We start from the raw sequence: 24,371 nt of genomic DNA, 5'->3' as shown, positions 1-24,371 counted from the left end.
CTGATAAAGACGGCAAAATTTAACTCTAATGATAGTTTACACTTAGTTATAAAATGGTTGAATCGGGAGAAGATGATTTAGTAGAATACGGTTTTAGACGTATCATAATAACAATTACGGCAGTACTTTGTGCTATGCTGGAAATTGTAGATACCACTATTGTAAACGTGGCATTAAACAACATGCGCGGAAGCTTAGGAGCATCACTTACTGATGTGGCTTGGGTAATAACGGCTTATGCAATTGCAAATGTAATTGTGATCCCCATGACAAGCTGGTTGTCACAACAATTTGGTCGAAGAAATTATTTTGCTGTTTCCATAATTATATTTACGGTTTCCTCCTTTTTATGTGGAAACGCAAGTAATATATGGGAACTCGTTACTTTTAGGTTTATTCAGGGATTAGGTGGTGGAGCCTTATTAGTTACAGCACAAACCATTATTACTGAAAGTTATCCTATAGCAAAACGAGGAATGGCTCAAGCTATATACGGCATGGGCGTAATTGTAGGACCTACATTAGGTCCGCCACTTGGTGGATACATTGTAGATCATTTTTCATGGCCTTTCATTTTTTACATCAACATACCCTTAGGAATTATTGCTACGTTATTAACCCTGTCTTTTGTAAAAAGTCCAAAATATGGTAACAAACTAAAAGCAAGCCAAGTAGACTGGTGGGGTATTATACTATTAACCGCATTTATAGGTTCCTTACAATACGTTCTAGAACACGGGCAGCAAGATGATTGGTTCAATAATACTACTATTATAACTTTGAGCGTAATAACTGTATTTGGTTTATTACTTTTCATTTGGAGAGAGCTTACGTATGAATATCCTATTGTAAATCTAAGGGTTTTAAAAGATACAAATCTAAAAATAGGAACTATCATGTGTTTTATCCTAGGTTTTGGTTTATACGGTTCAACTTTTATAATTCCTATCTATACACAATCAGTATTGGGTTGGAGCGCTCTAGATGCAGGATTGTTGCTTATTCCTAGTTCTATTACAATTGGAATTATGATGCCCTTTATAGGGAAATTGATTCAAAGAGGATTTCCACAAACGTATATGGTTGCTGCCGGATTTTTGTTGTTTTTCTTTTTTACTTTTTGGATGCAAAGTGTTATAACTCCTGACTCTGCGGGGGAACATTTGTACTGGCCACTTATCCTACGAGGAATTAGTTTGGGATTATTGTTTGTCCCTATTTCAACGCTTTCATTATCTACTTTAAAAGGAAAAGGAATTGGCGAAGGAGCTGCTTTTACAGGAATGATGCGCCAGTTAGGTGGATCTTTTGGAATTGCCATTATAACCACATTTATTGCTCGATTCAATCAAGAACATCGTGTAAATTTAATTGCACATTTAGACAAAACATCCTATGAGGTACAAAAAACTGTACAACAGTTTAAATTAGGTTTCATGACTAAGGGGTATCCTGAGAACGAAGCATTGGCAAAAGCCTATAAAGCAATAGAATACAAAGTCATGGTTCAAAGTTCAGTACTATCTTACATGGATATTTTCATGTATCTAGGAGCGTTGTTCTTGTTTTGTATTCCATTTATCCTTTTGATAAAAAAAGGAAAAAATAAAATAAATCCCGCTGATGCTATGCATTAACATAAAAAAACCGTTAAAATTGATTAACGGTTTTTTTTATGTTCTATCTGGTAAAAACCAAATTATTTCCTTTTGATTCTGTGGCATCAAATTGATATCCATCATAATTAAAGCCTTTTAAATCCTCAATAGTTTCTGCATTGGTATCTATGATATAACGAACCATCATTCCGCGGGCTTTTTTAGCAAAAAAACTAATAATCTTGAGTTTGCCGTTTTTATAATCTTTAAACTCAGGTGTAATAACCGGAACTTTTAATGACTTAACATCAACTGCCGAAAAGTATTCTGTACTAGCTAAGTTTACAAACAACTCCCCTTCTTTTAGCTCCTTATTTAAAGCTTTAGTAATGGAAGGTTTCCAAAACTCATAAAGATTTTTACTTTCGCCAATAGGTAATTTTGTACCCATTTCTAATCGATACGCCTGCATTAAGTCTAATGGTTTTAATATGCCATAAAGTCCAGATAGTATGCGTAATTTGTCTTGTAAAATTTCAATTTTTGAAGGTGAAAGAGTAAATACATCCAATCCTACGTACACATCTCCATCAAAAGTGTATACTGCTGGACGAGCATTCTTAGGAGTAAATGGAGTTTTCCATTCTTGATTTCGTTTCCAATTGAGATCAGCAAGTTTATCTGAAATGCTCATTAATACTGATAAATCAGCTGGTTTTTTTTCTTTCAAAACTGAATGAATTTCAGCTGACTCTTTTAAAAAAATAGACTTAGTAAACGTTTCAACGGGCAATTTCTTCTCAAAATCTAAGGATTTAGCTGGCGATATCACAATTTTCATACACAATATTCTTCTCGAACTCTTTTTTATTAGTAATCCCAAAAGTACTAATTGAAAATTAGATTTCAAGAATCTTTAAATTGATTTGTCGAATAGTGTCATAGATTATAAAAATCAATCGGAATTTTATTTATTTTTGGTAAAAACCAGAACCATTTCTATGCACAATATCCAAATAAAAAAAGCCACATTAAAAGACCTTTCGCTGTTACAAAAAATAAGCATACAAACCTTTACTGAAACATTCGCAGCTGTCAATACCCCCGAAAATATTAATTCTTACATTACAGAAAAATTAAATATTGAACAATTAACAAAAGAGTTAAAACATCCCTCATCGGAATTTTTTATTGCTTTTTTGAATAATGAAGTTGTGGGTTATCTCAAGTTAAATACTGGCGATGCTCAAACAGAGCCACAAGATACGAATGCGCTTGAAATACACAGAATTTATGTATTACAATCCTATCACGGAAAAAATATTGGCCAACAATTATTTGATTTTGCATTACAAATGGGTCATGAAAAGCAGGTCAATTACATTTGGTTAGGCGTTTGGAAGGAAAATCATAGAGCATTGCAATTCTATAGAAAAAATGGATTTATTGAATTTGACAAACACATTTTTTTAATGGGTGAAGAACAACAAACTGACTTATTAATGCAATTGAAAATAAAACAAGCATGATAGCAACAGAAAAACCAACTCGAATACTAAATGCAGCTGTTATTGTGGCAGCCTTAGGCTATTTTGTAGATATTTATGACTTATTACTTTTTGGAATTGTTCGAACAGATAGCCTTATTGATTTAGGAATTACAGGAGATGCCATTCGTAACCAAGGTGAATATTTGATAAGCATGCAAATGTTTGGGATGCTTTTTGGAGGAATTCTTTGGGGCATTCTTGGTGATAAAAAAGGACGGATTTCTGTTTTATTTGGCTCTATAATCATGTATTCTGTTGCAAATATTGCTAATGGTATGGTCACCACAGTAGATGGATATGCTTTTTGGAGATTAATTGCTGGCATTGGCCTTGCCGGAGAATTAGGCGCGGGAATTACCTTAGTTACTGAAAGTTTACCAAAAGAAAAAAGAGGCTATGGTACTATGATTGTAGCCTCTGTAGGTGTTTCGGGAGCTGTAGCTGCGTATTTAGTGTACCAAGTTTTTCAAGATTGGCGCTTGTGCTATTATGCGGGTGGAATTTTAGGATTGTTACTTCTTTTTTTAAGAATTAAAATTTCAGAATCAAAAATGTTTCAAGAAGTACATAAAAGCAACGAAAAAAAAGGCGATTTCCTGTCTTTGTTTTCCAATAAAACTAGATTTTACAAATACTTACAATGCATTCTTATTGGAATTCCGTTGTGGTTTTTGGTAGGAGTGCTAATTACTTTTTCGCCAGAATTTGCAAAAGCTCTTGGAGTACAAGATTACGAAACAATTGCAGCTGGTAAAGCTATTGCTTGGTGTTATGGCGGACTCGTTTTTGGTGATATTGCCAGTGGATTAATGAGTCAGTGGTTAAAAAGCAGAAAAATTGTGATGTCTATTTTTCTACTTTTAAATTTAATCATGGTATTTATTTTCTTAAACGCCTTTAGTGTATCTACAACGGTCTTTTATGGATTGTGTTTTTTGATGGGATTTTCTGTAGGATATTGGGTTTTATTTGTAACAATTGCTGCAGAACAATTTGGCACTAATATTCGGGCAACAGTAACTACAACAGTTCCTAATTTTGTTAGAGGATCTCTCCCTGTGATCTTACTCGTTTATAGTTTTTTTAGAGACCGTTTTTTTAATGGAAATATTATCCTTGCGGCTATGGTGGTGGGTACATTACTCTCAATTATTGCATTAGTAGCGCTTTTTAAACTTAAAGAAACTTTTGACACTGACTTAGATTATTCTGAATAAAAATCATCTTATTTGCAAGAGTAAAATACAATTTAATTGAATTATTTTTGTCTAAATTTAAATCATGAAACAAGACGTTGTAATTATAGGAGCAGGAATATCAGGATTAACAGCAGCGGTTTATTTACACCGTCAAGGTAGAAAAGTACTGATTTTAGAAAGTAGTGATCGCGCAGGAGGAAGAATAAAAACAGATTCAAAAGACGGTTTCCTTTTTGATAGAGGTTTTCAGGTTTTATTGACTGCTTATCCAGAAACGAAAGCTTTGCTGGATTATAAATCCTTGAATCTAAAGAAAATGCTACCAGGTGCTACTGTACTCTATGACAAGGGGAGCTTTGAAATTGCTGATCCTTTTAGAAGACCATCTGCAACACTAGCAACACTATTTGCACCTGTGGGATCTATAAAAGACAAACTGAATACGTTGTGGCTCAAAAACAAACTTCAAAAACAAACTATTGAAGCTATTTTTGAACAAAAAGAACAAACTACTTTACAGCAATTAAAAGAATATGGTTTTAGTTCAAAAATGATAGAACGTTTTTATGCTCCCTTCCTATCCGGGATTTTTCTCGAAAACGACTTAAAAACTTCTAGCAGAATGTTTGATTTTGTGATGAAAATGTTTTCAGATGGTGATGTTGCCGTACCTGAGTTAGGCATGGAAGAAATCCCGAAACAATTAGTAAAAATGCTCCCTGAAGGCAGTATATTATACAATACTAAAGTAACAAAAGTAGATAGCAATACAGTAACAAGTGATGATGGAAAAGTATTTGAAGCCAACCAAATTTTATTGGCTACTCAAGCAAATGCTTTAACTAAAACGCATTTTCCAAATCAAAAAATGCAATCACAGCAAGTAACCAACATCTACTTTGTGGCCGAAAAAGCTCCCACAAACAAAGCAGTCGTTGTTCTCAATGCTGCTACTCATAAAAAATGGGTAAATAACATGACCGTAATGACTAATGTGTCTAAGGCATACGCTCCACAAGGTAAAATACTTATTTCCGTTTCCTACAATGGTATCCCTACTGTTGACGAAAATACTCTGGCGGAAAACATGAAACGAGAATTGAAACAATGGTATGGCAACCAAGTTGAATCTTGGAAAATGATTAAATCATACCAAATAGAATATGCATTGCCTAACCAAGAATCGGTTCGAAATAAACTATCTAATGAAGAACTTAAATTATCCGAAAATGTATTTCTTTGTGGAGATAACTTACTCAATGGGTCTATAAATGCCGCTATGAAAACAGGTAGACTTGCAGCCGAAGCCATTATGAAATCTAAATAAACTACTCCATGAAAAAAGCAACAATTATTTTATTACTTGTGTTTTTTAACAACATTTGTCAAGCAAAATATAGACCGTTAATTTTATCTGAATTAATTGACAATGCAGAATTTATTGGTAATGGTACAATTATTAACGTTGAAAAAAATAATATCATTGTTCAATTTTCGATGTTTCATAAAGGAAACTCCAAATACAAAATATTTAGAATCCAAAAGTTTAAAGACTGGACTTGTGCTTCAAGATGGGCCGAGTATAGGATTGGTCAAGAAGAAGTATTTTTCTTTTCACGAAACCAAAATAGAAAAATGGTAATTCTAGGTGCTGGCAATGAAGGTGAAATGCCAATTTATAAAAACAATGTTATTTATAAAAATACTATTCCATTTGACAAAACAACTAAAAATTATACCATTGGAAAAAATGAAATAAATGGGTATTCATTTTCTCTTGATGAATTCAAAAGTGGAATTGAAGCTTATCTATCTAACAAAAATTATTATCAAAATTGGAACAAGAAAAAAAGTAAAATGACTAAAAAATTAAACAATACTTTTTTAGAAAAATTAGTTTTTGAGTTGCAATAAAGTACTCAAAATAAACTTTTTTATCAGTAGCCAAAACAGATAATGAAAATGCTTATTTTTGCAAACTATTACATTCCCTTAAAAATAGAAACATTTTTAAGAACGGCTTTCTTCAACCATTTTCTTTTTCAGGAAGTCAGGACATTACCTAAGCTTTAATTAAAAAATATGAAATTAGTATATACCCTATTAGTTGCATTTCTCTTAAACACTGTTTACGCACAAAACGCTGATACTTACTTTGAAAAAATAAGAAATAATGAAGTAGAACTTACTGCTTTTTTTTCGCAAATGCCTAAAGGTGGGGATTTACACCACCATTTCTCAGGATCAATTTATGCCGAACCCTTATTGCAACACGCCATAAAAGAGGATTTCTACCTCAACACAGAAACCATGGACGTGAGAAAAGTAAAAGAAAATTCAGGAAACTGGTCCTTATTTTCTGCGCTCAAGGCAAATGGTACTCTGGATGCATACAAACAAAAAATAATGCAAAAATGGTCTATTAAAGATTATAACTATGTAGATTATCCTTCGGATAAATTATTTTTTGAATCATTTATGAAATTCGAACCGGCAATTCAAGGTAATTTTGCAGCAGGATTATTAGAGCTTAAAAAAAGAGCTATAGCCGAAAATGTGAGTTATATTGAAACGCAATTGTCCACAATTCCCAATACACTACAAACCGATGATTTAGTAAAATTCAATTCAAGATTAAGACAATTGGCTGCAACCAAAGATGAAAAGGCAATACTCAAAACATTAGATTCTCTTTTTATCATTTACCAAAAAAGAGATGCTGAACTATATGCTAAAAACTTCAATACTAATTTTGTTGCTAAATTACACAACGAATTAAAAATTGACGATCCACAATTTACCATGCGTTATCAAAATTTTGTGTTGCGTTTTATGGAACCTGTTGATTTATTTAAAAACATAGTGATTGCATTTATCTCTGCAAACGAGAGCAAATTGATGGCTGGCGTAAATATAGTCTCTCCTGAGGACGGAGAAACCTCTATGAAAGATTATGGTTTGCACATGTTAATGTTTAAATATTGTAGTTCTCGTTTTCCCAATGTAAAATATACCATGCACGCTGGAGAACTTACCCTTGGGCTTGTACAACCCGAAGAATTAACATGGCATATTGAAGCAGCAATTAAAACTGCTGGCGCCCAAAGAATAGGTCACGGAGTGGATATAGCTTATGAAAAAGACTCTTATAAATTATTACAACACATGGCTTCTAAAAATATTCCTGTAGAAATCAATTTAGTGAGTAACGAATTTATTTTAAAAGTTAAAGAAGAGCGTCATCCGTTTATTTTATATAAAAAATTTGGTGTTCCAATAGTAATTAGCACAGATGATGCAGGTATTTTGCGTACTAATATGACTGAGCAATATGTTTTATTAGCCAAAAGATACAAACAAGTTACGTACAAAGACATCAAGCAATACGTTTACAACAGCATTAACTTTAGTTTTATTAAAGAAGAGGCTGTAAAAAAACAATTGCTTCTGGATCTTGACAAACGCTTTGCACATTTTGAAAATCAATTTTCAAAACTGTAAAATTCCATGTTTATTGATAAATTAAATTGGTTTTAACTTACATGTTGGCATTTAGGAATGGTTAATATAAAGCTACAGCCTTCACCTTCTTTGCTGTCAATATATATGACACCGCCTTTTTCTTCCACAATTTTTTTAACTATTGCTAATCCTATTCCGGTGCTTTCCTTTACATCACGAGCTTCTATAGTTTGAAACACCTTGAATACTTTTTGCTGATAAGCCTCTGCAATACCTGGTCCGTTATCTTTTACAGTAAATTGATGATAATCCTTCAAAGATTTGTAGGAGCAATGTATTTTCCCTTTTGGTTTATCATTGTATTTCACAGCATTACTAATTAAGTTCGTAAATACTTGTTGCAATAAAATCCTTTCGGCAAGTACAATAGGAAAGTTTGTCCCAATGGTAACTTCAAAATTATCTGGCACTATTGAGTCTATTAATTGTTCTAAAAGCTCATTAATATCAATACTTTCTTTTTCAATTTCCAAACGACCAATTTTTGAATATTCAAGAACGCCATTAATTAAATTTTCCATCCTGGAAACTCTACGACGCAGTAAATCAAAATTTCCTTTTACTTTTTGTGGCATATCAGGCATGTCCTCAACAATCCATTCAGAGAGGTTGTAAATAGCTCTTAAAGGTGACTTTAAATCATGAGACACTACATGAGCATATTCATCTAGCTCTCTATTCTTCTTTTCTAAACTATCAAGAGCAGCTATTAAATTTTCTTCGGCATTCTTTCTATCGGTAATATCAGTCCCTATTGAAATGTATTGGTATGGAATTCCTTTATTATTTAAAAACGGAACAATAGTTTTATTTTCCCAATAGTAGCTACCGTCCTTTGCTTTATGTTTTAACTCCCCTTTCCAGGTTGTACCACTGTAGATATTCTCTAATATTTGCATTCCCATTTCAGTTTCAAAAAAAGTAGCCATATTAGGTTGCTCAAAGCCTAATAACTCTGGTCTGTCAAACTTTGAAACCGCACAAAAATTATCATTAACAAATGTTAGTTTACCTTTTCTATCAGATATTGAAACAATTGCAGCTTCATCAAGTGCAGCTCTTATATCTTTTATTTCTTTGGCCTTTTCGTTTAAATTTTGCTCAGCTACAGTTATTTCGGTAACGTCTTGTACCACACCATTCAGTGCAATAATAGTTTCATTGGCATCCATAACAGGCTCCCCCATCGCTAGAATGTATTTTACCCTTTCATCAGGAAAAACTAGTCTGTAGTTTATTTTAAACTTTTTTCCTGTTCTTGAAACCTCTTCTATAACACTATCTAACATAATTAAATCATCCTGATGTACTAATGTTCTAAACTTTGCAACTAGCGCATCAGTGGGCATAGCATCCATTTCAAAAATACGATAATGCTCATCTGACCAAATTAGATTTTTAGAAACTAAACTATAATTCCAACTTCCAATTTTAGCAATTTGCTGAGACTCCTCAAGTAAATAATTCACTTCTTTTAGATGCTGTTCTGCAAGCTTTTCTTTTTGAACATTTCTAGCAATTGCGTATAAATTTCCTGTTTCTGGATCTGGTGAAGTGTTCCAACTCAAATTTATATATGATCCATCTTTAGTTCTAAACCTATTTTCAAAACTCACTGTCTGCTTTAAATCAGCAAGTTTTCCTACCTCATCAAGTGTTGATTGCACATCCTCAGGATGAACAAAATCTATAAAAGGTTTTCCTTCTAGCTCTTGTTTTTCAAATCCTAAAACTTTTGTAAATGCCGGGTTTACTTTATAAAAAAGGCCGTTTAGATTTGCTATACAAACCAAATCCTTTGAGAGATCTATAAAGTTTTGCAATTCTTTTTGAGAATCTAGATATTCTAAATTTGTCTTTCTAGAATCTAATAATGCTACCACTTGATTGGCTAAAAGTTGTAAAGCATTTTTTTGTTCTTCATTTAATTTTTTAGGTTCTGTATCAATAACACAAAGTGAACCCATCACAAAACCGTTTTTATTGAGTAATGGAGCACCCGCATAAAACCTTATGTTAGGATCACCTAACACTAATGGATTGTCAAAGAAAAGCTCATGCTCAGTTGCATTTTCTACCTCAAAGACATGATTATTCATGATGGTATATTGACAAAAAGAATCTTCTCGAGATGTCTCACTTGCATCCAGCCCTACACTAGCTTTAAACCATTGTCTGTCTTTATCAATTAAACTCACCAGAGCTATTGGAACTCCACATATATAAGAAGCAAGTTGCGTAATAGCCTCATATTCTTTCTCTGAAATAGTATCTAAAATTGCGTATTCATGGAGTACTTTAAGGCGTTCAATTTCATTTTCAGGCGTAGGGTAAACTTTCATTTGAAAAGATTTTGATTTACTTGGAAATTTACAAAGAAAAAACTGGATTTATAACACTAATATCCAAAAATTATTTGTTTTTTTCTTAAAAGACTGCGCAAAATCTGCCTCAAAACACGACTAAACTCCAAAATTGAATTAAATACAAGAAAATATCAACTAAGATTCTAAAGAGTAAATGTCTAAAAAAATGCCTCCAAATGTAAAAAAACATCTGGAGGCAAATTTTAAAATCTAGGAAAGGACACCTAGACTTATCTTGGATTCAAAATTAGATCTATTCTTTTTATACTATCCTCATAATGGTATTTTGTTTCAACAGAAATAGCACCAGAGCGTGCTGTAGTTAAAAGCGCTTTCAGTACATTTAATTCCCCGCGCACAAGAGCTCTCACATCAGATTGTGCTACATTATAATAATCTGAGGGACGTCCTGATTTAATTTCTTCTTTCATTAAAAAAGCCATTCGTTCAATATAGGCTCTTTGTAAATTTCGTCTGTAGATAGTAACATTGGCTCCAGCCGAAGCTTCTTTCCAAATACCTTTACGCATATCACTGAAAACATCTAGCGCCTTATAATTTGTAGCACCTACGATTTCTGCATCTAGCAACCTGCCTAAACGTTCAAAACTTAAAACACTATTTAAAAAACGAGCTTGTATGTTTCTAAAACGCTCTGTATATCCAGCATAGTCAAGATTTTTTAAGGTATTTACATTAACAATCCATGTAGGAGAAGCAAATGCATTAGCCTGCAACCACTGCATGGCTTCTATTTGTTTTTCTTTTGGCACAACATTATATACACTTCCTTTTTGATTGGGTTTTTTATAACTTTCGTACACTCCACCTATATTAGTAACAACATGCCCTACATACCTGCCCCACACATCTAGCATTTCTTTGTATAACTCATCAAGGTCTTCGTAATTATTAGTCACATCACTGGTCCACTCAGGTAAATGAGTTGCAACATATTGTAAATTTTTCAATCCATAAGTACTGGCTTTCATGGCGTCATTCCCTACATCTTCTGTTTGTGAAGTAGGATCAAAACTACTACTTTGACTCCCAAACTTATAGGTTATATCTCCTGCTTTTTCCATAATCCACTTATCCAAAGTTGGAACTTCAGCCTCTGGAGAATTAGCGTTTGGTATGTATCGATACCCCCAGTTAGTGGCATAATGATCATAAGGACCCATTTGACGAATGAAACGAATATTTTTATCTCCTGGCTGCGCAATATAATTGTATCGAGCATAATCCATCAAACTTGCTGCAATTCCGTTTTTTTGAGTAAAAGCTCCGTCTCTATAACTTTCGGTATTGTATGCGCAACTTGCACCCATATTGTGCGGAAAACCGAGTGCATGTCCTACCTCATGCGCAATAACCATTCGCATCATTTCGCCCATTTCTCCATCACTAGTGTTCAATGTTCGAGCAGAAGGATTTGCTGCACCTGTTTCTAGTAAATAACGATTTCTGTACGAACGCAAATGATTGTGATACCAAATTACGTCACTTTCAATAATTTCTCCAGTACGAGGATCAGAAACACTAGGTCCAACAGCATTTCTTGTTGTACTTGCTACGTAACGAATCACTGAATAACGAATATCCTCTGGGCTAAAATCAGGATCTTCTTCTTTGCTTGGAGCATCCTTTGCAATAATTGCATTTTTAAAACCTGCTGTTTCAAATGGTTTTTGCCAATCTTCAATTCCTTGCTTGATGTACTTTCTAAGCTTTACAGGAGTAGCAGGATCAAGATAATATACAATTGGTTTTACCGGCTCTACAAGCTCCCCTTTGGAGTAAGCAACAGGATCTTTAGGTTCTAATCTCCAGCGGCGAATGTATCTTTTACTATCTGATTTTAAGGCTTCGCTGCCATAGTCTATTTGATCCATCGTAAACCATCCCACACGATCATCAGCCAGCCTAGGTTGCATGGGCTTTTCTGGCAATAAAATCATCGATTGATTCATTTGAATACTAATGGTTTCAGCATCAACTTGAACAGGTGGTTTTGAAGCATTATACGTAAAATCTTGAATCACCTCAATGTTCATAGGAAAACTTTTCATAGTATTGATAAAACTGCGGGATTCATCAAGGTTTCTCACCTTGTAAGTATCTCTCATTTCTGCTGATAATCCGCTTATAGAACGAACATCAGTATTGTAAAACTTAGTTACATCAATCACAGTATTCAAAGAGTCTTTACTAAAAGCCACAATATCAAAAGCAAAAAGTGTAGGTTCGTAATTATTAGCCTTAACCGAAATGCTTATTGGTAAACTATCGGCAGCAACCGCATTAAACGATTTAAGTTTTATCAAAATTTTATCTTGAAAACGCTGCCAAACAATGAGTTGTTCATTCGTTTCAGAACCTGCATTTACATATCCTCCACCTAAATTTGAAGGCAGTTTTGACAATCTACTCACTAGTAACATGTCTTTATCTAAGAGCTTATTGGGAATTTCAAAAAAATACTTTTTGTCTACTTTATGCACCGTAAACAATCCCTCATCTGATTGAGCGTCTTTTGTAATTACTTTTCCATAATCCTTAATGGCTGACTCAGGTTTTTTTTCTGGTGGTGGTGCTACAACGGTATTTTTGTCTTTCTCCTTTTTAGATTGAGCCTGATTTTCTACAGGTACAAGACTGGCAAGAGTAATAGCAGTAAAAATGAAAAATTTCTTCATTTAGTAATTTTTATTGGTTATTTGCTATCAAAAATAAATGTAAATCAAGCTTTACTGAATTATATTATTCCATTTAACAATTAATTAACAACTAATAAAAAGACATGATTAGATATATTTAAAACGAAGTTTTGTTTTTTCTATTTTAGTTTTAAAGTTGATGAAAAGCATAAAAAAACCCAAAAGAAATTCTTTTGGGTTAGGTATCTTGTACAACATAAATGTTTAAATAAAATTTAATCATTCATGGAAATTAAAAACTCCTCGTTGTTTTTAGTTTTCTTAAATCGGTCGTTTACAAAGTCCATGGCTTCAATAGGGTTCATATCAGAAAGATATTTTCTCATAATCCACATTCTTTGTAATGTTTTTTGATCTAATAATAAGTCATCACGTCTTGTGCTTGATGATGTTAAGTCAATTGCTGGAAAAATACGTTTGTTAGCAATTTTTCTATCTAATTGCAACTCCATATTACCAGTACCTTTAAACTCTTCAAAAATAACTTCATCCATTTTAGATCCTGTTTCAGTTAAAGCTGTGGCAATAATACTGAGAGATCCTCCATTTTCTACATTACGAGCAGCTCCAAAAAAACGTTTTGGTTTTTGTAGCGCGTTCGCATCAACACCACCACTTAATACTTTACCAGATGCAGGTTGAACAGTATTATACGCTCTAGCCAAACGAGTAATGGAATCTAATAAAATAACAACATCATGACCACATTCTACTAATCTCTTAGCTTTTTCAAGAACAATGTTAGCTATTTTAACGTGTTCTTGTGGTTCTCTATCAAAGGTAGATGCAATTACTTCACCACGTACACTACGTTGCATATCTGTAACTTCCTCTGGACGCTCATCAATTAATAGAACGATCAAATAAACTTCAGGATGATTGGCGGCAATAGCATTTGCAATTTCTTTAAGCAACATGGTTTTACCTGTTTTAGGCTGTGCAACAATCATACCACGCTGTCCTTTTCCTATTGGAGAAAACAAATCGATGATGCGGGTTGAAACCGTACTTTGCTTTTCGGCCAATTTGAATTTCTCTGATGGAAAAACTGGTGTTAAGTGTTCAAATGAAACTCTATCACGAACTACTTGAGGATCGTGTCCGTTGATTTTTAAAACGCGTACCAATGGAAAAAACTTCTCTCCTTCTTTTGGCGGACGTACAACTCCTTTAACTGTATCTCCTGTTTTTAATCCAAAAAGTCTAATTTGTGAAGTAGATAAATAAATATCATCTGGTGATGCTAAGTAATTGTAATCCGAAGATCGCAAGAAACCATAACCATCAGGCATCATTTCTAGAACTCCTTCGCTTTCTATAATTCCATCAAATTCAAAATCGGCAGCAGCAAAATTGCTTTTCTTATTTTTAAAATTTGGGTTTTGATTTCCGTTGGTATTGGTGTTTCCGTTTCCGTTTTGCTTATTCAGCTGATTCGGATTTATTTTTTTTGTTAATAAAGGTTGCTCTGTTTTAACAACGGTAGTAGTTTCAGCAGTTGGTTCCGCATCAGTCTCTGTTGTTTTAACTTCTTCTTTATTTTTCTTCAGCGCTATTTTTTTCTCGTATGCTGATTTATTAAACTTTATAACCTTTCCTCTCTTTGCATCAACTTCATCATTAGTCGGTGTAGGCGCTGGAGTTTCCTCTGTTTTTATAGCATCAGTAGCAACATCATCAGGTATTACAGTAGCAATTTGCTCGGCAGTTACAGCTGTATCAGTATCAAAAAGCGTGTTTTTTTCCTTTTTTTGACTAGGTGCTTTTTTTGCAGGAAGTATTCTTGTTCTTTTTGTTTTTTGCTCTTCAAGATTCTCGCTAGATTTTGCAACATTCTCCGTTACAGTACTAAGTGCTTGTTGCTCTAGTATTAAACCAATTAATGTTTCTTTTTTTACACCGTTAAACTTTATGGTTTTTGCTAATTTAGCAATTTCTTGAAGCTCAGAAAGCTTCATTTCTTTTAATGCAGAAATATCAAACATGAATGTTCTAGGAATTTAATTAATTTTGTTGGAGATGTTATAAAAGATAGGTGGTAATTTTTAAATCAACTAACCGCAGTATGAAGTTCTTACGGTATTATGATGCAATAATACGAATAAAAAGTTAGCATACAATAGTATTTTTAAAAAAGAAAATATATTTTTGTAAAACAAATCTAAAAAATGATACAACGAATTCAAACCGTATACCTGGCATTAGTATTCATTATGACTGGTATTTTATTGTTTTTCTTACCACTTTGGACCTTAAATGATGGAAAAGCATATTATTTTATGCAAAATCAAATTTACACCATCATTCTTGGACTAAGTACTATGTTGACATTGGTAAGTATCATTTCATTCAAAAAGAGACAAAATCAATTTGTTATGGGCAGGTTGAATATCATATTAAATATGATTTTATTAGGATTGTTTGTTTATCGTTCGCTAAATTTATCTGGAGAAACACCTGCTGTTTCTGAGAAAGGTATTGGGATGTTTCTACCTGTACTTGCTATCGTGTTTTTAGTTTTGGCTAATAAGGCGATCAAGAGAGATGAAGATCTTGTAAAATCTGTGGACAGATTGAGGTAATCCTATAATTTTTTATTTATTAGTGCGAAGAAAACCCGAATTAATTTTCGGGTTTTTTTGTGACTAATTAAAATGATACGCTAAAATATTACACTACATTGTTATCATTTGACAAACATTTCAATTACAATAAATTTTCAAAATTTTGTAAGAAAAAATAAATATAAAATCAAATTAGTATCTGTTATTTTTTATATATTTGATTATACTAAAAGTTTATGCCTGATAAAATCCGAATTCACCTTGCAGATGACCATCAAATATTAATTGATGGCATTAAAACGCTACTCAACACTAACCCTCACTTTGAAGTCGTTGGTTTTTCAGTAAATGGATCTAATTTGTATCAAGAAGTTATTCAAAACAGTTCTGATATATTAGTATTAGATATCAATATGCCCGAGAAAGACGGCATACAAGTCATTAAAGAGTTTGCTTCAAAAGGATTCCCTTGTAAGATTATAATTTTATCTAGTCATGATGATTTAAGAATCATTAAAGAAGTTATGAAATTAGGTTCAAGTGGCTATTTAACAAAGAAATGTGCAGGAGAAAATATTGTTGAAGCCATTCAAGCTGTTCACAATGGGGAAGAATATTTTTGTAGGTCTGTTAGAGAGAAAATATTCAGTTCTGCTACCAAAGAAAATCCAAAATTAAACAAGCTTGATCAAAATGGAGATCTTCTCTTAACAGATAGAGAGCTTGAGATTATAACATTAATTGCTCTTGAATTTAGCGGAAAAGAAATCAGCGACCAACTCTTTATCAGTATGAATACCGTAGAAACACATCGTAAAAATATTATGAAAAAATTAGACGCAAAAAACTCCATTAGTTTGGTTAAATATGCTCTTAAAAACAAGCTTATAAAATAGTGATTTTGCTTCAAACCAATCATAAATTCATCACTTGAATTAAATTTTCATTTCACAACTAACTACAATAGCATGTTAAATAGGCAATTTACACTTTTATTTTTTTTAATTTTAGTACTTTCACCTAAAACGCTATTTGCTAACGACAAAAATCTATCAGTAAAAGATGTTACGCTACTTTCAAACAAGGCTATTTTGCTCATGAAAGAAGGCAGTTATGAAAAATCATTAATACAATCAAGATTTGCTCTTAGCAAGGCCATTCAATTAAAAAACGACAATTTAATTGCTGGATGCTATAATACTATTGCTGCAAATTTTGATCAATTATCCGAGCCTGATAAAGCATTTTACTACTATAATAAAGGTTTAACATATGCTAACAGAACGAATAATGATGCTTTAAAAAATTGGTTGCACAACAATTTGGGAAACATTTACTGTTTTGACAAAAAACAATATAAAAAAGGAATTTATTACTACAAAAAATCATTAGAATACAGCACTAAAATTAATGATGTTTATCAAATTCTATTCACAAATCTCAATATTACTTGGGCTTATTTTGACATTGGAGATTTCAAAAGTGGATATCCTCACTTAGAATACATTAATAAGAATCAAAAAAAACATGGAAATCCGTCAACAATTGTAGCACTAAACATGCTTAACGGAATGTATAATTCTAGCATTAACAATAACAGCAAAGCTACTTACTACTTTGAAAATGCTATTAAACTTGGGATTCAAGGAGAAGAAAAATCAGATTTATCATTCTCACACCATGAATATTCTAAGTTTTTAATGAAAACTGGAAATTACAAAAAAGCATACCAACACCTTGACTCCTACATAAAACTAACAGAGGAATTAACCGATGAGGAAAAACTAAATAAAGCAAATGTTGCTGGAATAAATCTTGAAATAGATGAGTACAAACGTGAAATTGACAAAATTGAGAGTGAGTTCAAAACCAAACAAATAGAACTATTAGAAGAACAATACCGCAATAAAAAAATTGTAATTGTTGTAGCTGTAATTTTGCTATTACTCTCTTTGGTCTTTTATATTTTAACCTTAAATGCAAAGTTAAAACACAAAAATAAGATTAAAGATTTACAAAGTAAGGTTCAAGAAAACATATTAAATGCCTCAATTAATGGTCAAGAATTAGAACGAAAAAAAATTGCTTCTTTTCTACATGATAACATAAGTGCTCTTTTATCATCCGCAGGAATGCAATTACAAGCTTTTACAAATCAAACACAAAATTTCCCTGTAGAAATTACAAAAACAAAACAAATCCTTGAAAATGCACACGACCAAGTTCGGGATTTATCCCATGAATTAATGCCTTCATTACTAGTTCGTTTTGGGTTATTCGATGCCTTGGAAGATCTGTGCGAAAAAAATACAAACTCAATACTAAACTTTGTTTTTAACAATTCAGTAGATCGAAACACCCGTTATGATGAAGACTTTGAAATGAAAATCTATTTCATCATAATGGAACTCATTAATAATATTATCAAACACAGTACAGCATGCCAATCTATAGTATCATTGGACGAAAATAATAACATGCTACAAATAAAAATTATTGATAACGGAAAAGGTTTTGATTCTTCTAACTTTCATATTCTTGAGGGCTTTGGTATTAACCAAATCAAGTCCAGAATCAACAACTTGAAAGGGACATTTTATATAGATTCAAAACTCAATTGGGGTACAACTGTAAGCATTGAAGTTCCCATACACTATCATAAAAAAAATTCTAACCCCGTTTACCCAACTCAATAATCTCCATATCCTTAATCTTATCCCCATCTATTACAAAGCGCAACATAGTGCGTACTTGATGAAAACCACTTATACCAGCGGCTCCTGGATTAAGGTGCAAAAGATTCAATTTTTTATCAAACATAACTTTTAGGATATGAGAGTGTCCGCAAATAAATATTTTCGGAGGATTTACAAGTAGTTCTTCTCTAATACTAGCGTTGTATTTCCCCGGATAACCACCAATATGTGTGATCCAGACATCAACTCCTTCACACATAAATCGACTGTGTAATGGAAATTCCATTCGAGCCTGAGCATCATCTATATTACCATACACCGCGTGCAAAGGTTTTACTTTCTGTATTGCATCAGTAACGGTTAAGGCACCTATATCCCCAGCATGCCATACCTCATCAGCTTGATCAACATATTTTAAAACAACTTCGTCAATATGACTGTGCGTATCCGATAGTAAAAGGATTTTTTTCAATTTAAGTTTTTTTTAGGAGCTTTTTCCAGCTATACGCTTTATTCCCGATCAAAAAAACTACGGCTAAAAAGCCTTGTTTTTTAAAATCGGGAGATACCGCTGCTATCTGGGCTAGAAATTTTGGTAAAAATAGCCATTCTTGGTTCAATAATGAAATCGAATCCATTCTTAACAAACTTTGGCAGTTTGTCATTTCCTTGCACAAAAATTAATAAGTATCTTTGTAACATCAAAAAAAAACAGTTGAGATATTTCGTTAAATTTGCATACAATGGCACGCATTACCACGGATGGCAATTCCAGCCAAACGCAGCCTCTGTTCAAGAAACCATGAACAAAGCCTTTTCGGTATTGTTAAACACACCTCTAAATCTTATGGGTGCTGGAAGGACTGACACAGGAGTTCACGCCAGAGAAATGTATGCTCATTTTGATATAGAAAAATCATTTGATAAAACAAGCTTGATTCACAAACTCAACTCTTATTTACCCAAAGATATTGTAATTTATGATCTACTAGCAGTTCATGATGATGCGCACACTCGGTTTGATGCTACAAAAAGAACTTACGAATATCACATTCATACTTTTAAAGATGTATTTTTACAAGATAAGAGTTGGTACTTTCATCAATCGCTAGATATTGAGCTCATGAATCAAGCAGCTCAAATACTGTTTGAATACACTGATTTTCAATGTTTTTCAAAAGTGAACACTGATGTAAACACATTTGATTGTACGATTTATGAAGCGCAATGGACACAAAATGACAACAATTCGTTAGTTTTTACCGTTTCGGCAAATAGGTTTTTACGCAATATGGTGCGTGCCATAGTAGGTACGTTGATTAATGTTGGGTTGCATAAAATTACACTCGAAGATTTTACAGCAATTATTGCTAGTAAAAGCAGAGATAAGGCAGGGATTTCGGTTCCAGCACATGGTTTGTATTTAACCAAAATAGAATACGATTATTTATAGCTTCAGGCTGTAAGCTTTACGCATTATGCCTAAAGCCTAAAGCATAAGGCTTAAAGAAAAAATATGAAAGCAAAAGCATTTGATACACGATTATTTAAAAGAATATTAAAATTTACAAAACCCTATCAATGGCGTTTTAATGGAGTGGTTATTTTTGCCATTTCATTGTCAATATTTGCAGCGTTACGCCCGTATTTACTGAAACAAACCGTTGATGGTTACATTGCTACACAAGATCAAAAAGGATTATTGATGTATGTAATCTTAATGGGTATTGTGCTTTTATTAGAAGTGTTTTCACAATTTTACTTTGTGTTTTGGGCAAACTGGTTGGGTCAAGACATTGTAAAAGACATACGTACCAAACTGTTTCAGCATATTTTGAGTTTTAGAATGAAATATTTTGACCACGTTCCTGTGGGGCAATTGGTGACTCGTTCGGTTTCTGATATCGAATCTATTGCTAGAATTTTTAGTCAAGGTTTGTTCATGATAATTAGTGACTTGATGAAAATGATTGTAGTTCTGGGTTTTATGTTTTATATGAACTGGACCCTAACTTGGATTGTGATTGTAGCCATGCCTATTCTGGTTTTTGTAACGAGAATTTTCCAAAAGAAAATGCAAGTTGCTTTTGAGGAAGTGCGTACTCAAATTGCTAATATGAATTCCTTTGTACAAGAGCGTGTCACGGGCATGAAGATTGTTCAACTCTTTAATAGAGAAAACATTGAGTTAGAAAAGTTCAAAGAGATAAATGACAAGCACAAGAAAGCGTGGATAAAAACCATTTTATACAACTCCATCTTCTTCCCTATTGCTGATATTATTTCGTCATTAACTCTTGGTTTTATTGTGCTTTACGGCGGATTCAAAATTTTAAACGGAGATAACTTTACCACTTTTGGAGATTTATTCTCGTACACGATGTTTATCGGCATGTTATTCAATCCGTTGCGACAAATAGCCGACAAATTCAATGAGATGCAACTGGGAATGATTGCTGCCAACCGTGTTTTTGATATTTTGGACACCCAAGATCAAATACAAGATACAGGTATTCTTGAGGCGCCAATTTTTAAAGGAAATATTGAATTTAATAAGGTTCGTTTTGGGTACATTCCTGATGAAGAAGTCATAAAAGGAATTGATTTAGAAGTAAACGCTGGACAAACAATTGCCATTGTAGGCTCTACAGGTGCAGGAAAATCTACTATTATCAATTTACTGAATCGTTTTTATGAAATCAATAGCGGTTCCATATATATTGACAATCAAAATATTGAAAATTATACTTTGGGCTCGTTACGAAAACAAATTGCAGTAGTATTGCAGGATGTTTTCCTTTTTGCTGATACTATTTTTAATAATATCACCTTACATAATCCTGAGATTGATCGCGACCAAATATTGGCTGCAGCCAAAAAAATTGGAGTGCATGAATTTATCATGAGCTTGCCAGATAATTATGATTTTGATGTTAAGGAACGCGGAGTAATGCTATCCTCTGGTCAGCGCCAATTAATTGCATTCTTGAGAGCTTATGTGAGTAACCCAAGTATCTTAATTCTTGACGAAGCCACATCCTCTATAGATACTTACTCCGAGGAATTGATTCAGCGTGCTACCGAAACTATTACAAAAGGCAGAACCTCTATTGTTATTGCACACCGATTAGCCACGATTGTAAACGCTGACAAAATTGTAGTGATGGACAAAGGGCTAATCGTTGAACAAGGTACGCATCAAGAACTAATTAATCGTGAAAGTGGTTTTTATAAGAATTTGTACGATTCACAGTTTTCGGTAGCGAATTGATTGCAAAAATGAAGGCTTTTTTTTTATTTACTTTTAGCTAACAAACTAACAAATAATTCATTTTGTAACTCTACTAAAACAGAAATTTTGTTTTGGTTAGCAATTATACTTTCTATTAACTCCGGTGGAGTTGAATTATTTACTGTAAAACTTTCTGCATAATCAGCATAAGAATGCCCTTTAAACTTAGCTTTAGAAAAATTTATATTAGAAACATGCTCAAGCAATTCGTAAATATCAGTTTCATAAGTATCGCATAGTTTGAGTAAATTTTCTACACTAGGTTTCGATTTATCAGCTTCCCACTTACCAATAGCCGCTTTTGAGATATGAAGTTCTAATGCCATTTTTTCTAATGAAACACCTTTTTTATTCCTAAGATTATATAGCTTTGTTCCTAAAGTCATGATTATATATTTTTGGCTAAAGTAAGAAATAAACTAAAGTAACCAAAAAAGTCACTTTAGTTTACATTCAATTGAGAGATTTTAAACCTTATTTGTTCAGCATTAATCCTACATAGACATATAATTAAGTGCACGTAATTATTTTTTTTGTAAGATTATCTTATTAAAAATATTTTTTTTAACCAACTAAAAACAAAAAAGATGAAATTAAGTTTAGACGCTTTAAAAGAAAAAGCAGAAGGTATCGCTTCAACAGAATTATTAGCAACGATTTCAGGAGGAACTGAAAATGCTTGTCATTGTGTTGAAAAAGTTAGAATTCAAGAGAAAGGTCGTATTCAAGAAGCTAAAATTGTATGTGACTGTGTGACTGTTAAATAATTTATTTGTTTTAAAGGCTGTACCAATATTAAGTACAGCCTTTTTTATATATTTTTATGCAATATTAGAGTACTATTAATGTATAATTTTTTAAATATTAAACTTCCTTTTTGAACAGTTTTAACATAAAATGATAAATATTAATTCTTCTATGCAAGATCTTTTAAAAGCACAACAATTTGAAATAGTAAACACGATCAAACTTCTTATTTATAAAGAAAAACCTACTTTGCTAGAAAAAGTTGATTATAATGATGATAGTGTCTTTATGGAGCCATTATTATTCGCTTATTTTAATTCGAAACGAGAAAATATATCAAGTCTAGAAATACTTGAGGAATTAATGCAAGGTTTTTTTATAAAAACAGTACCTACATTCTTTAACCCATTACACTATAAAAACACCGTTGTATATTTGCCTAGAATTGGTTATTTCAGAAGTAGCGAAAGTGAATTATTTGAAGAAATAGCATTCATCAAAAACACGAATATAGAAATTTTAAAATACCCAATAAATTTGTTAAAATCATCGTTCAGAAATATTAACAATGAAATCGTATATGAAGAAGCAATCATAATTGACGAAGACCTTTACATAAAAAATATTAATTTTTTGACAAATGCATTTTTAATTATTAAATCAAATTCGCAGGAGCATTATGAATTAATAGAACTTTATTGCAAAAAATGTATGATGTTCAAGTGTAACTTAAAAGACATAAACTCTTTTGCTGCTATAAGTGCTCATGGAATTGCTTTTTTTAATGTTAATCAAGATGATTATGACGAGGTCTTTTTCATTGATGATATTGCACACCAAACAGGTCATATTATCTTAACAACTCTCTTTTATGACAAGAAATTAATCTTTAAAATAAATAACAAACAGATTATAGGAGAATTATTGCAAATTAATGACTACAGAGATTTTTATACCCTATTACACGCACTCTATACCTATTATACTACACTATTATGTTTAGATGATTGTTTGAAAATAAATTCATTTAATGAATCTCAAAAAAAAGAAGTTATAGGGCGAATTGGATTCTACCAAATTAAGTGTGAACACGATTTAGCAAAATTACAAGAAATAATTATTTATTATGGAGGAATTGAAAATGTATTAACACAAGATGGCATTGATGTTTGTCTTTTAATAAAAAACAAATATTCTGAGATAACTAATAAATGGAATTCTATAACTTCAAAATTTAATTATAAAAACCAAACCTATAACTTCTCCTATTCTATTTTTACACAAGATAATAATCAAATATGAAAAATTTTAACATTTTAATTTTATTGTTCTCAATTAATGGTATAGGCCAAATATTGGAAAAAGCAGAGATAAAGAAAAATAAGCAAGATTCTTTAATTAATTTATTTGCAAGTAATTGTGCTAGCAATTATAATTATAATTATGAAATGGAAGAATGGCAGAATTGTCTTGACGAAGGTCTTAAAAAAGATAGCACGGTAGCAAAATTTTGGCAAATGAAAGCTATGCCTTATTTTAAATCTAGAAAATATGAAATTGGAATGCAATATATTGATAAAGCGGTTCTATATGATCCTAAAGAATGGCAACCTTACAGAGCTTTCATTAAATGTATTTTTGCAAAAACCTATCGAGAAGCAATTATAGATTTTGAAGATTGTGTAAAAAAATTTGGCAATAATTACGTGATGGATCACACCTATAATTTTTATATAGGATTATCATATCTCCAATTAAATGAATACGAAAAAGCTGAAAAATTATTCAAAGAATATAACGATGATTTATATAGAAAAAGAGATAAACTTGAGCATCCAACAGCTCTTTTTTACTATGGGATTGCTTTGTATGAACAAAAAAAATACAAAGAGGCTATTGTTGAATTTGATAAAGCTTTAAAAATATATACAAATTATTCTGACGCTAAGTGCTATAAAGCGTATTCGCTAAATAGATTAGGTATAAAAGAGAATATAAATAAATTATTTGACGAGGCTGAACAAGACTTTAAAAAAGGATACAAGATTAGTGAGTACAATAGCGCTTATGAAACATATCCATATCAGGTAAAATGGGAACAATAAAATAATTTATAA

Annotated in this window: 20 protein-coding genes; 14 read left to right on the top strand and 6 right to left on the bottom strand. The window is 32.2% G+C overall.

The window, feature by feature from the left end; translation table 11 throughout:
* Positions 1 to 53: 53 nt before the first annotated feature.
* Complete coding sequence (locus LQ189_RS04775; RefSeq protein WP_230154634.1) at positions 54 to 1,637, top strand: DHA2 family efflux MFS transporter permease subunit; 1,584 nt, start codon at positions 54 to 56, stop codon at positions 1,635 to 1,637.
* A gap of 43 nt (positions 1,638 to 1,680) precedes the next feature.
* Here the strand turns inward: LQ189_RS04775 and yaaA are convergent, their stop codons facing one another.
* Complete coding sequence (gene yaaA, locus LQ189_RS04770) at positions 1,681 to 2,439, bottom strand: peroxide stress protein YaaA (protein WP_144892315.1); 759 nt, start codon at positions 2,437 to 2,439, stop codon at positions 1,681 to 1,683.
* 160 nt (positions 2,440 to 2,599) lie between these two features.
* Here yaaA and LQ189_RS04765 point away from each other — a divergent pair, with 160 nt between their 5' ends.
* The 5 genes from LQ189_RS04765 to LQ189_RS04745 all read left to right on the top strand — a co-directional run bounded on the left by LQ189_RS04765 (position 2,600) and on the right by LQ189_RS04745 (position 7,848).
* Complete coding sequence (locus LQ189_RS04765) at positions 2,600 to 3,127, top strand: GNAT family N-acetyltransferase (RefSeq protein WP_230154631.1); 528 nt, start codon at positions 2,600 to 2,602, stop codon at positions 3,125 to 3,127.
* Positions 3,124 to 4,365 (top strand): MFS transporter, encoded by a 1,242-nt coding sequence (locus LQ189_RS04760; RefSeq protein WP_230154630.1) that lies wholly within the window; start codon positions 3,124 to 3,126, stop codon positions 4,363 to 4,365. The genes LQ189_RS04765 and LQ189_RS04760 overlap by 4 nt, the downstream gene beginning before the upstream one ends.
* Positions 4,366 to 4,429: 64 nt before the next feature.
* A complete protein-coding gene (locus tag LQ189_RS04755; protein WP_230154628.1) occupies positions 4,430 to 5,674 on the top strand; it encodes an NAD(P)/FAD-dependent oxidoreductase in 1,245 nt (414 codons plus the stop codon).
* A gap of 8 nt (positions 5,675 to 5,682) precedes the next feature.
* Positions 5,683 to 6,261 (top strand): hypothetical protein, encoded by a 579-nt coding sequence (locus LQ189_RS04750; RefSeq protein WP_230154626.1) that lies wholly within the window; start codon positions 5,683 to 5,685, stop codon positions 6,259 to 6,261.
* Positions 6,262 to 6,429: 168 nt separating this feature from the next.
* Positions 6,430 to 7,848 (top strand): adenosine deaminase, encoded by a 1,419-nt coding sequence (locus LQ189_RS04745; protein WP_230154625.1) that lies wholly within the window; start codon positions 6,430 to 6,432, stop codon positions 7,846 to 7,848.
* 32 nt (positions 7,849 to 7,880) lie between these two features.
* On the opposite strand, the gene LQ189_RS04740 is transcribed toward LQ189_RS04745, so the two are convergent.
* From LQ189_RS04740 to rho, 3 genes are all read right to left on the bottom strand, one after another.
* Positions 7,881 to 10,211 carry a PAS domain S-box protein gene (locus LQ189_RS04740; protein ID WP_230154622.1) on the bottom strand — a complete coding sequence of 777 codons (2,331 nt, stop codon included), beginning with the start codon at positions 10,209 to 10,211 and terminating at the stop codon, positions 7,881 to 7,883.
* Between the two features lie 254 nt (positions 10,212 to 10,465).
* Positions 10,466 to 12,934: a zinc-dependent metalloprotease gene (locus tag LQ189_RS04735; RefSeq protein ID WP_230154620.1), complete on the bottom strand. Its 2,469-nt coding sequence runs from the start codon at positions 12,932 to 12,934 to the stop codon at positions 10,466 to 10,468.
* Between the two features lie 236 nt (positions 12,935 to 13,170).
* Positions 13,171 to 14,940 carry a transcription termination factor Rho gene (gene rho / locus LQ189_RS04730; RefSeq protein ID WP_230154619.1) on the bottom strand — a complete coding sequence of 590 codons (1,770 nt, stop codon included), beginning with the start codon at positions 14,938 to 14,940 and terminating at the stop codon, positions 13,171 to 13,173.
* A gap of 183 nt (positions 14,941 to 15,123) precedes the next feature.
* Here rho and LQ189_RS04725 point away from each other — a divergent pair, with 183 nt between their 5' ends.
* The 3 genes from LQ189_RS04725 to LQ189_RS04715 all read left to right on the top strand — a co-directional run bounded on the left by LQ189_RS04725 (position 15,124) and on the right by LQ189_RS04715 (position 18,215).
* Positions 15,124 to 15,537, top strand: a complete 414-nt coding sequence (locus LQ189_RS04725; RefSeq protein ID WP_230154617.1) for a DUF4293 domain-containing protein — start codon at positions 15,124 to 15,126, stop codon at positions 15,535 to 15,537.
* A 218-nt stretch (positions 15,538 to 15,755) separates the two neighbouring features.
* Entirely contained in the window at positions 15,756 to 16,415 is a 660-nt protein-coding gene (locus LQ189_RS04720; RefSeq protein WP_230154616.1) for a response regulator transcription factor, read from the top strand.
* Positions 16,416 to 16,487: 72 nt separating this feature from the next.
* Positions 16,488 to 18,215: a tetratricopeptide repeat-containing sensor histidine kinase gene (locus LQ189_RS04715; RefSeq protein ID WP_230154615.1), complete on the top strand. Its 1,728-nt coding sequence runs from the start codon at positions 16,488 to 16,490 to the stop codon at positions 18,213 to 18,215.
* Here the strand turns inward: LQ189_RS04715 and LQ189_RS04710 are convergent.
* Complete coding sequence (locus tag LQ189_RS04710) at positions 18,190 to 18,687, bottom strand: metallophosphoesterase (protein ID WP_230154614.1); 498 nt, start codon at positions 18,685 to 18,687, stop codon at positions 18,190 to 18,192. The genes LQ189_RS04715 and LQ189_RS04710 overlap by 26 nt on opposite strands.
* Before the next feature lie 243 nt (positions 18,688 to 18,930).
* Between LQ189_RS04710 and truA the strand changes: the two genes are divergently transcribed.
* Both truA and LQ189_RS04700 read left to right on the top strand, forming a co-directional pair.
* A complete protein-coding gene (gene truA / locus LQ189_RS04705; protein ID WP_230154613.1) occupies positions 18,931 to 19,668 on the top strand; it encodes a tRNA pseudouridine(38-40) synthase TruA in 738 nt (245 codons plus the stop codon).
* A gap of 63 nt (positions 19,669 to 19,731) precedes the next feature.
* Positions 19,732 to 21,486 carry an ABC transporter ATP-binding protein gene (locus LQ189_RS04700; protein ID WP_230154612.1) on the top strand — a complete coding sequence of 585 codons (1,755 nt, stop codon included), beginning with the start codon at positions 19,732 to 19,734 and terminating at the stop codon, positions 21,484 to 21,486.
* Between the two features lie 23 nt (positions 21,487 to 21,509).
* On the opposite strand, the gene LQ189_RS04695 is transcribed toward LQ189_RS04700, so the two are convergent.
* Complete coding sequence (locus LQ189_RS04695) at positions 21,510 to 21,893, bottom strand: helix-turn-helix domain-containing protein (RefSeq protein WP_230154611.1); 384 nt, start codon at positions 21,891 to 21,893, stop codon at positions 21,510 to 21,512.
* Between the two features lie 201 nt (positions 21,894 to 22,094).
* Between LQ189_RS04695 and LQ189_RS04690 the strand changes: the two genes are divergently transcribed.
* From LQ189_RS04690 to LQ189_RS04680, 3 genes are all read left to right on the top strand, one after another.
* Positions 22,095 to 22,274 carry a hypothetical protein gene (locus LQ189_RS04690; protein WP_230154610.1) on the top strand — a complete coding sequence of 60 codons (180 nt, stop codon included), beginning with the start codon at positions 22,095 to 22,097 and terminating at the stop codon, positions 22,272 to 22,274.
* A gap of 130 nt (positions 22,275 to 22,404) precedes the next feature.
* Positions 22,405 to 23,556 carry a hypothetical protein gene (locus LQ189_RS04685; RefSeq protein WP_230154608.1) on the top strand — a complete coding sequence of 384 codons (1,152 nt, stop codon included), beginning with the start codon at positions 22,405 to 22,407 and terminating at the stop codon, positions 23,554 to 23,556.
* Complete coding sequence (locus LQ189_RS04680; RefSeq protein ID WP_230154606.1) at positions 23,553 to 24,359, top strand: M48 family metallopeptidase; 807 nt, start codon at positions 23,553 to 23,555, stop codon at positions 24,357 to 24,359. The genes LQ189_RS04685 and LQ189_RS04680 overlap by 4 nt, the downstream gene beginning before the upstream one ends.
* Positions 24,360 to 24,371: the final 12 nt, after the last annotated feature.

Origin of the sequence: Flavobacterium sp. CECT 9288 (assembly GCF_918731615.1) — a bacterium.
Classification (GTDB): domain Bacteria; phylum Bacteroidota; class Bacteroidia; order Flavobacteriales; family Flavobacteriaceae; genus Flavobacterium.
The sequence above is the reverse complement of the archived record's forward strand: the minus strand, read 5'-3'. Positions and strand labels throughout refer to the sequence as shown.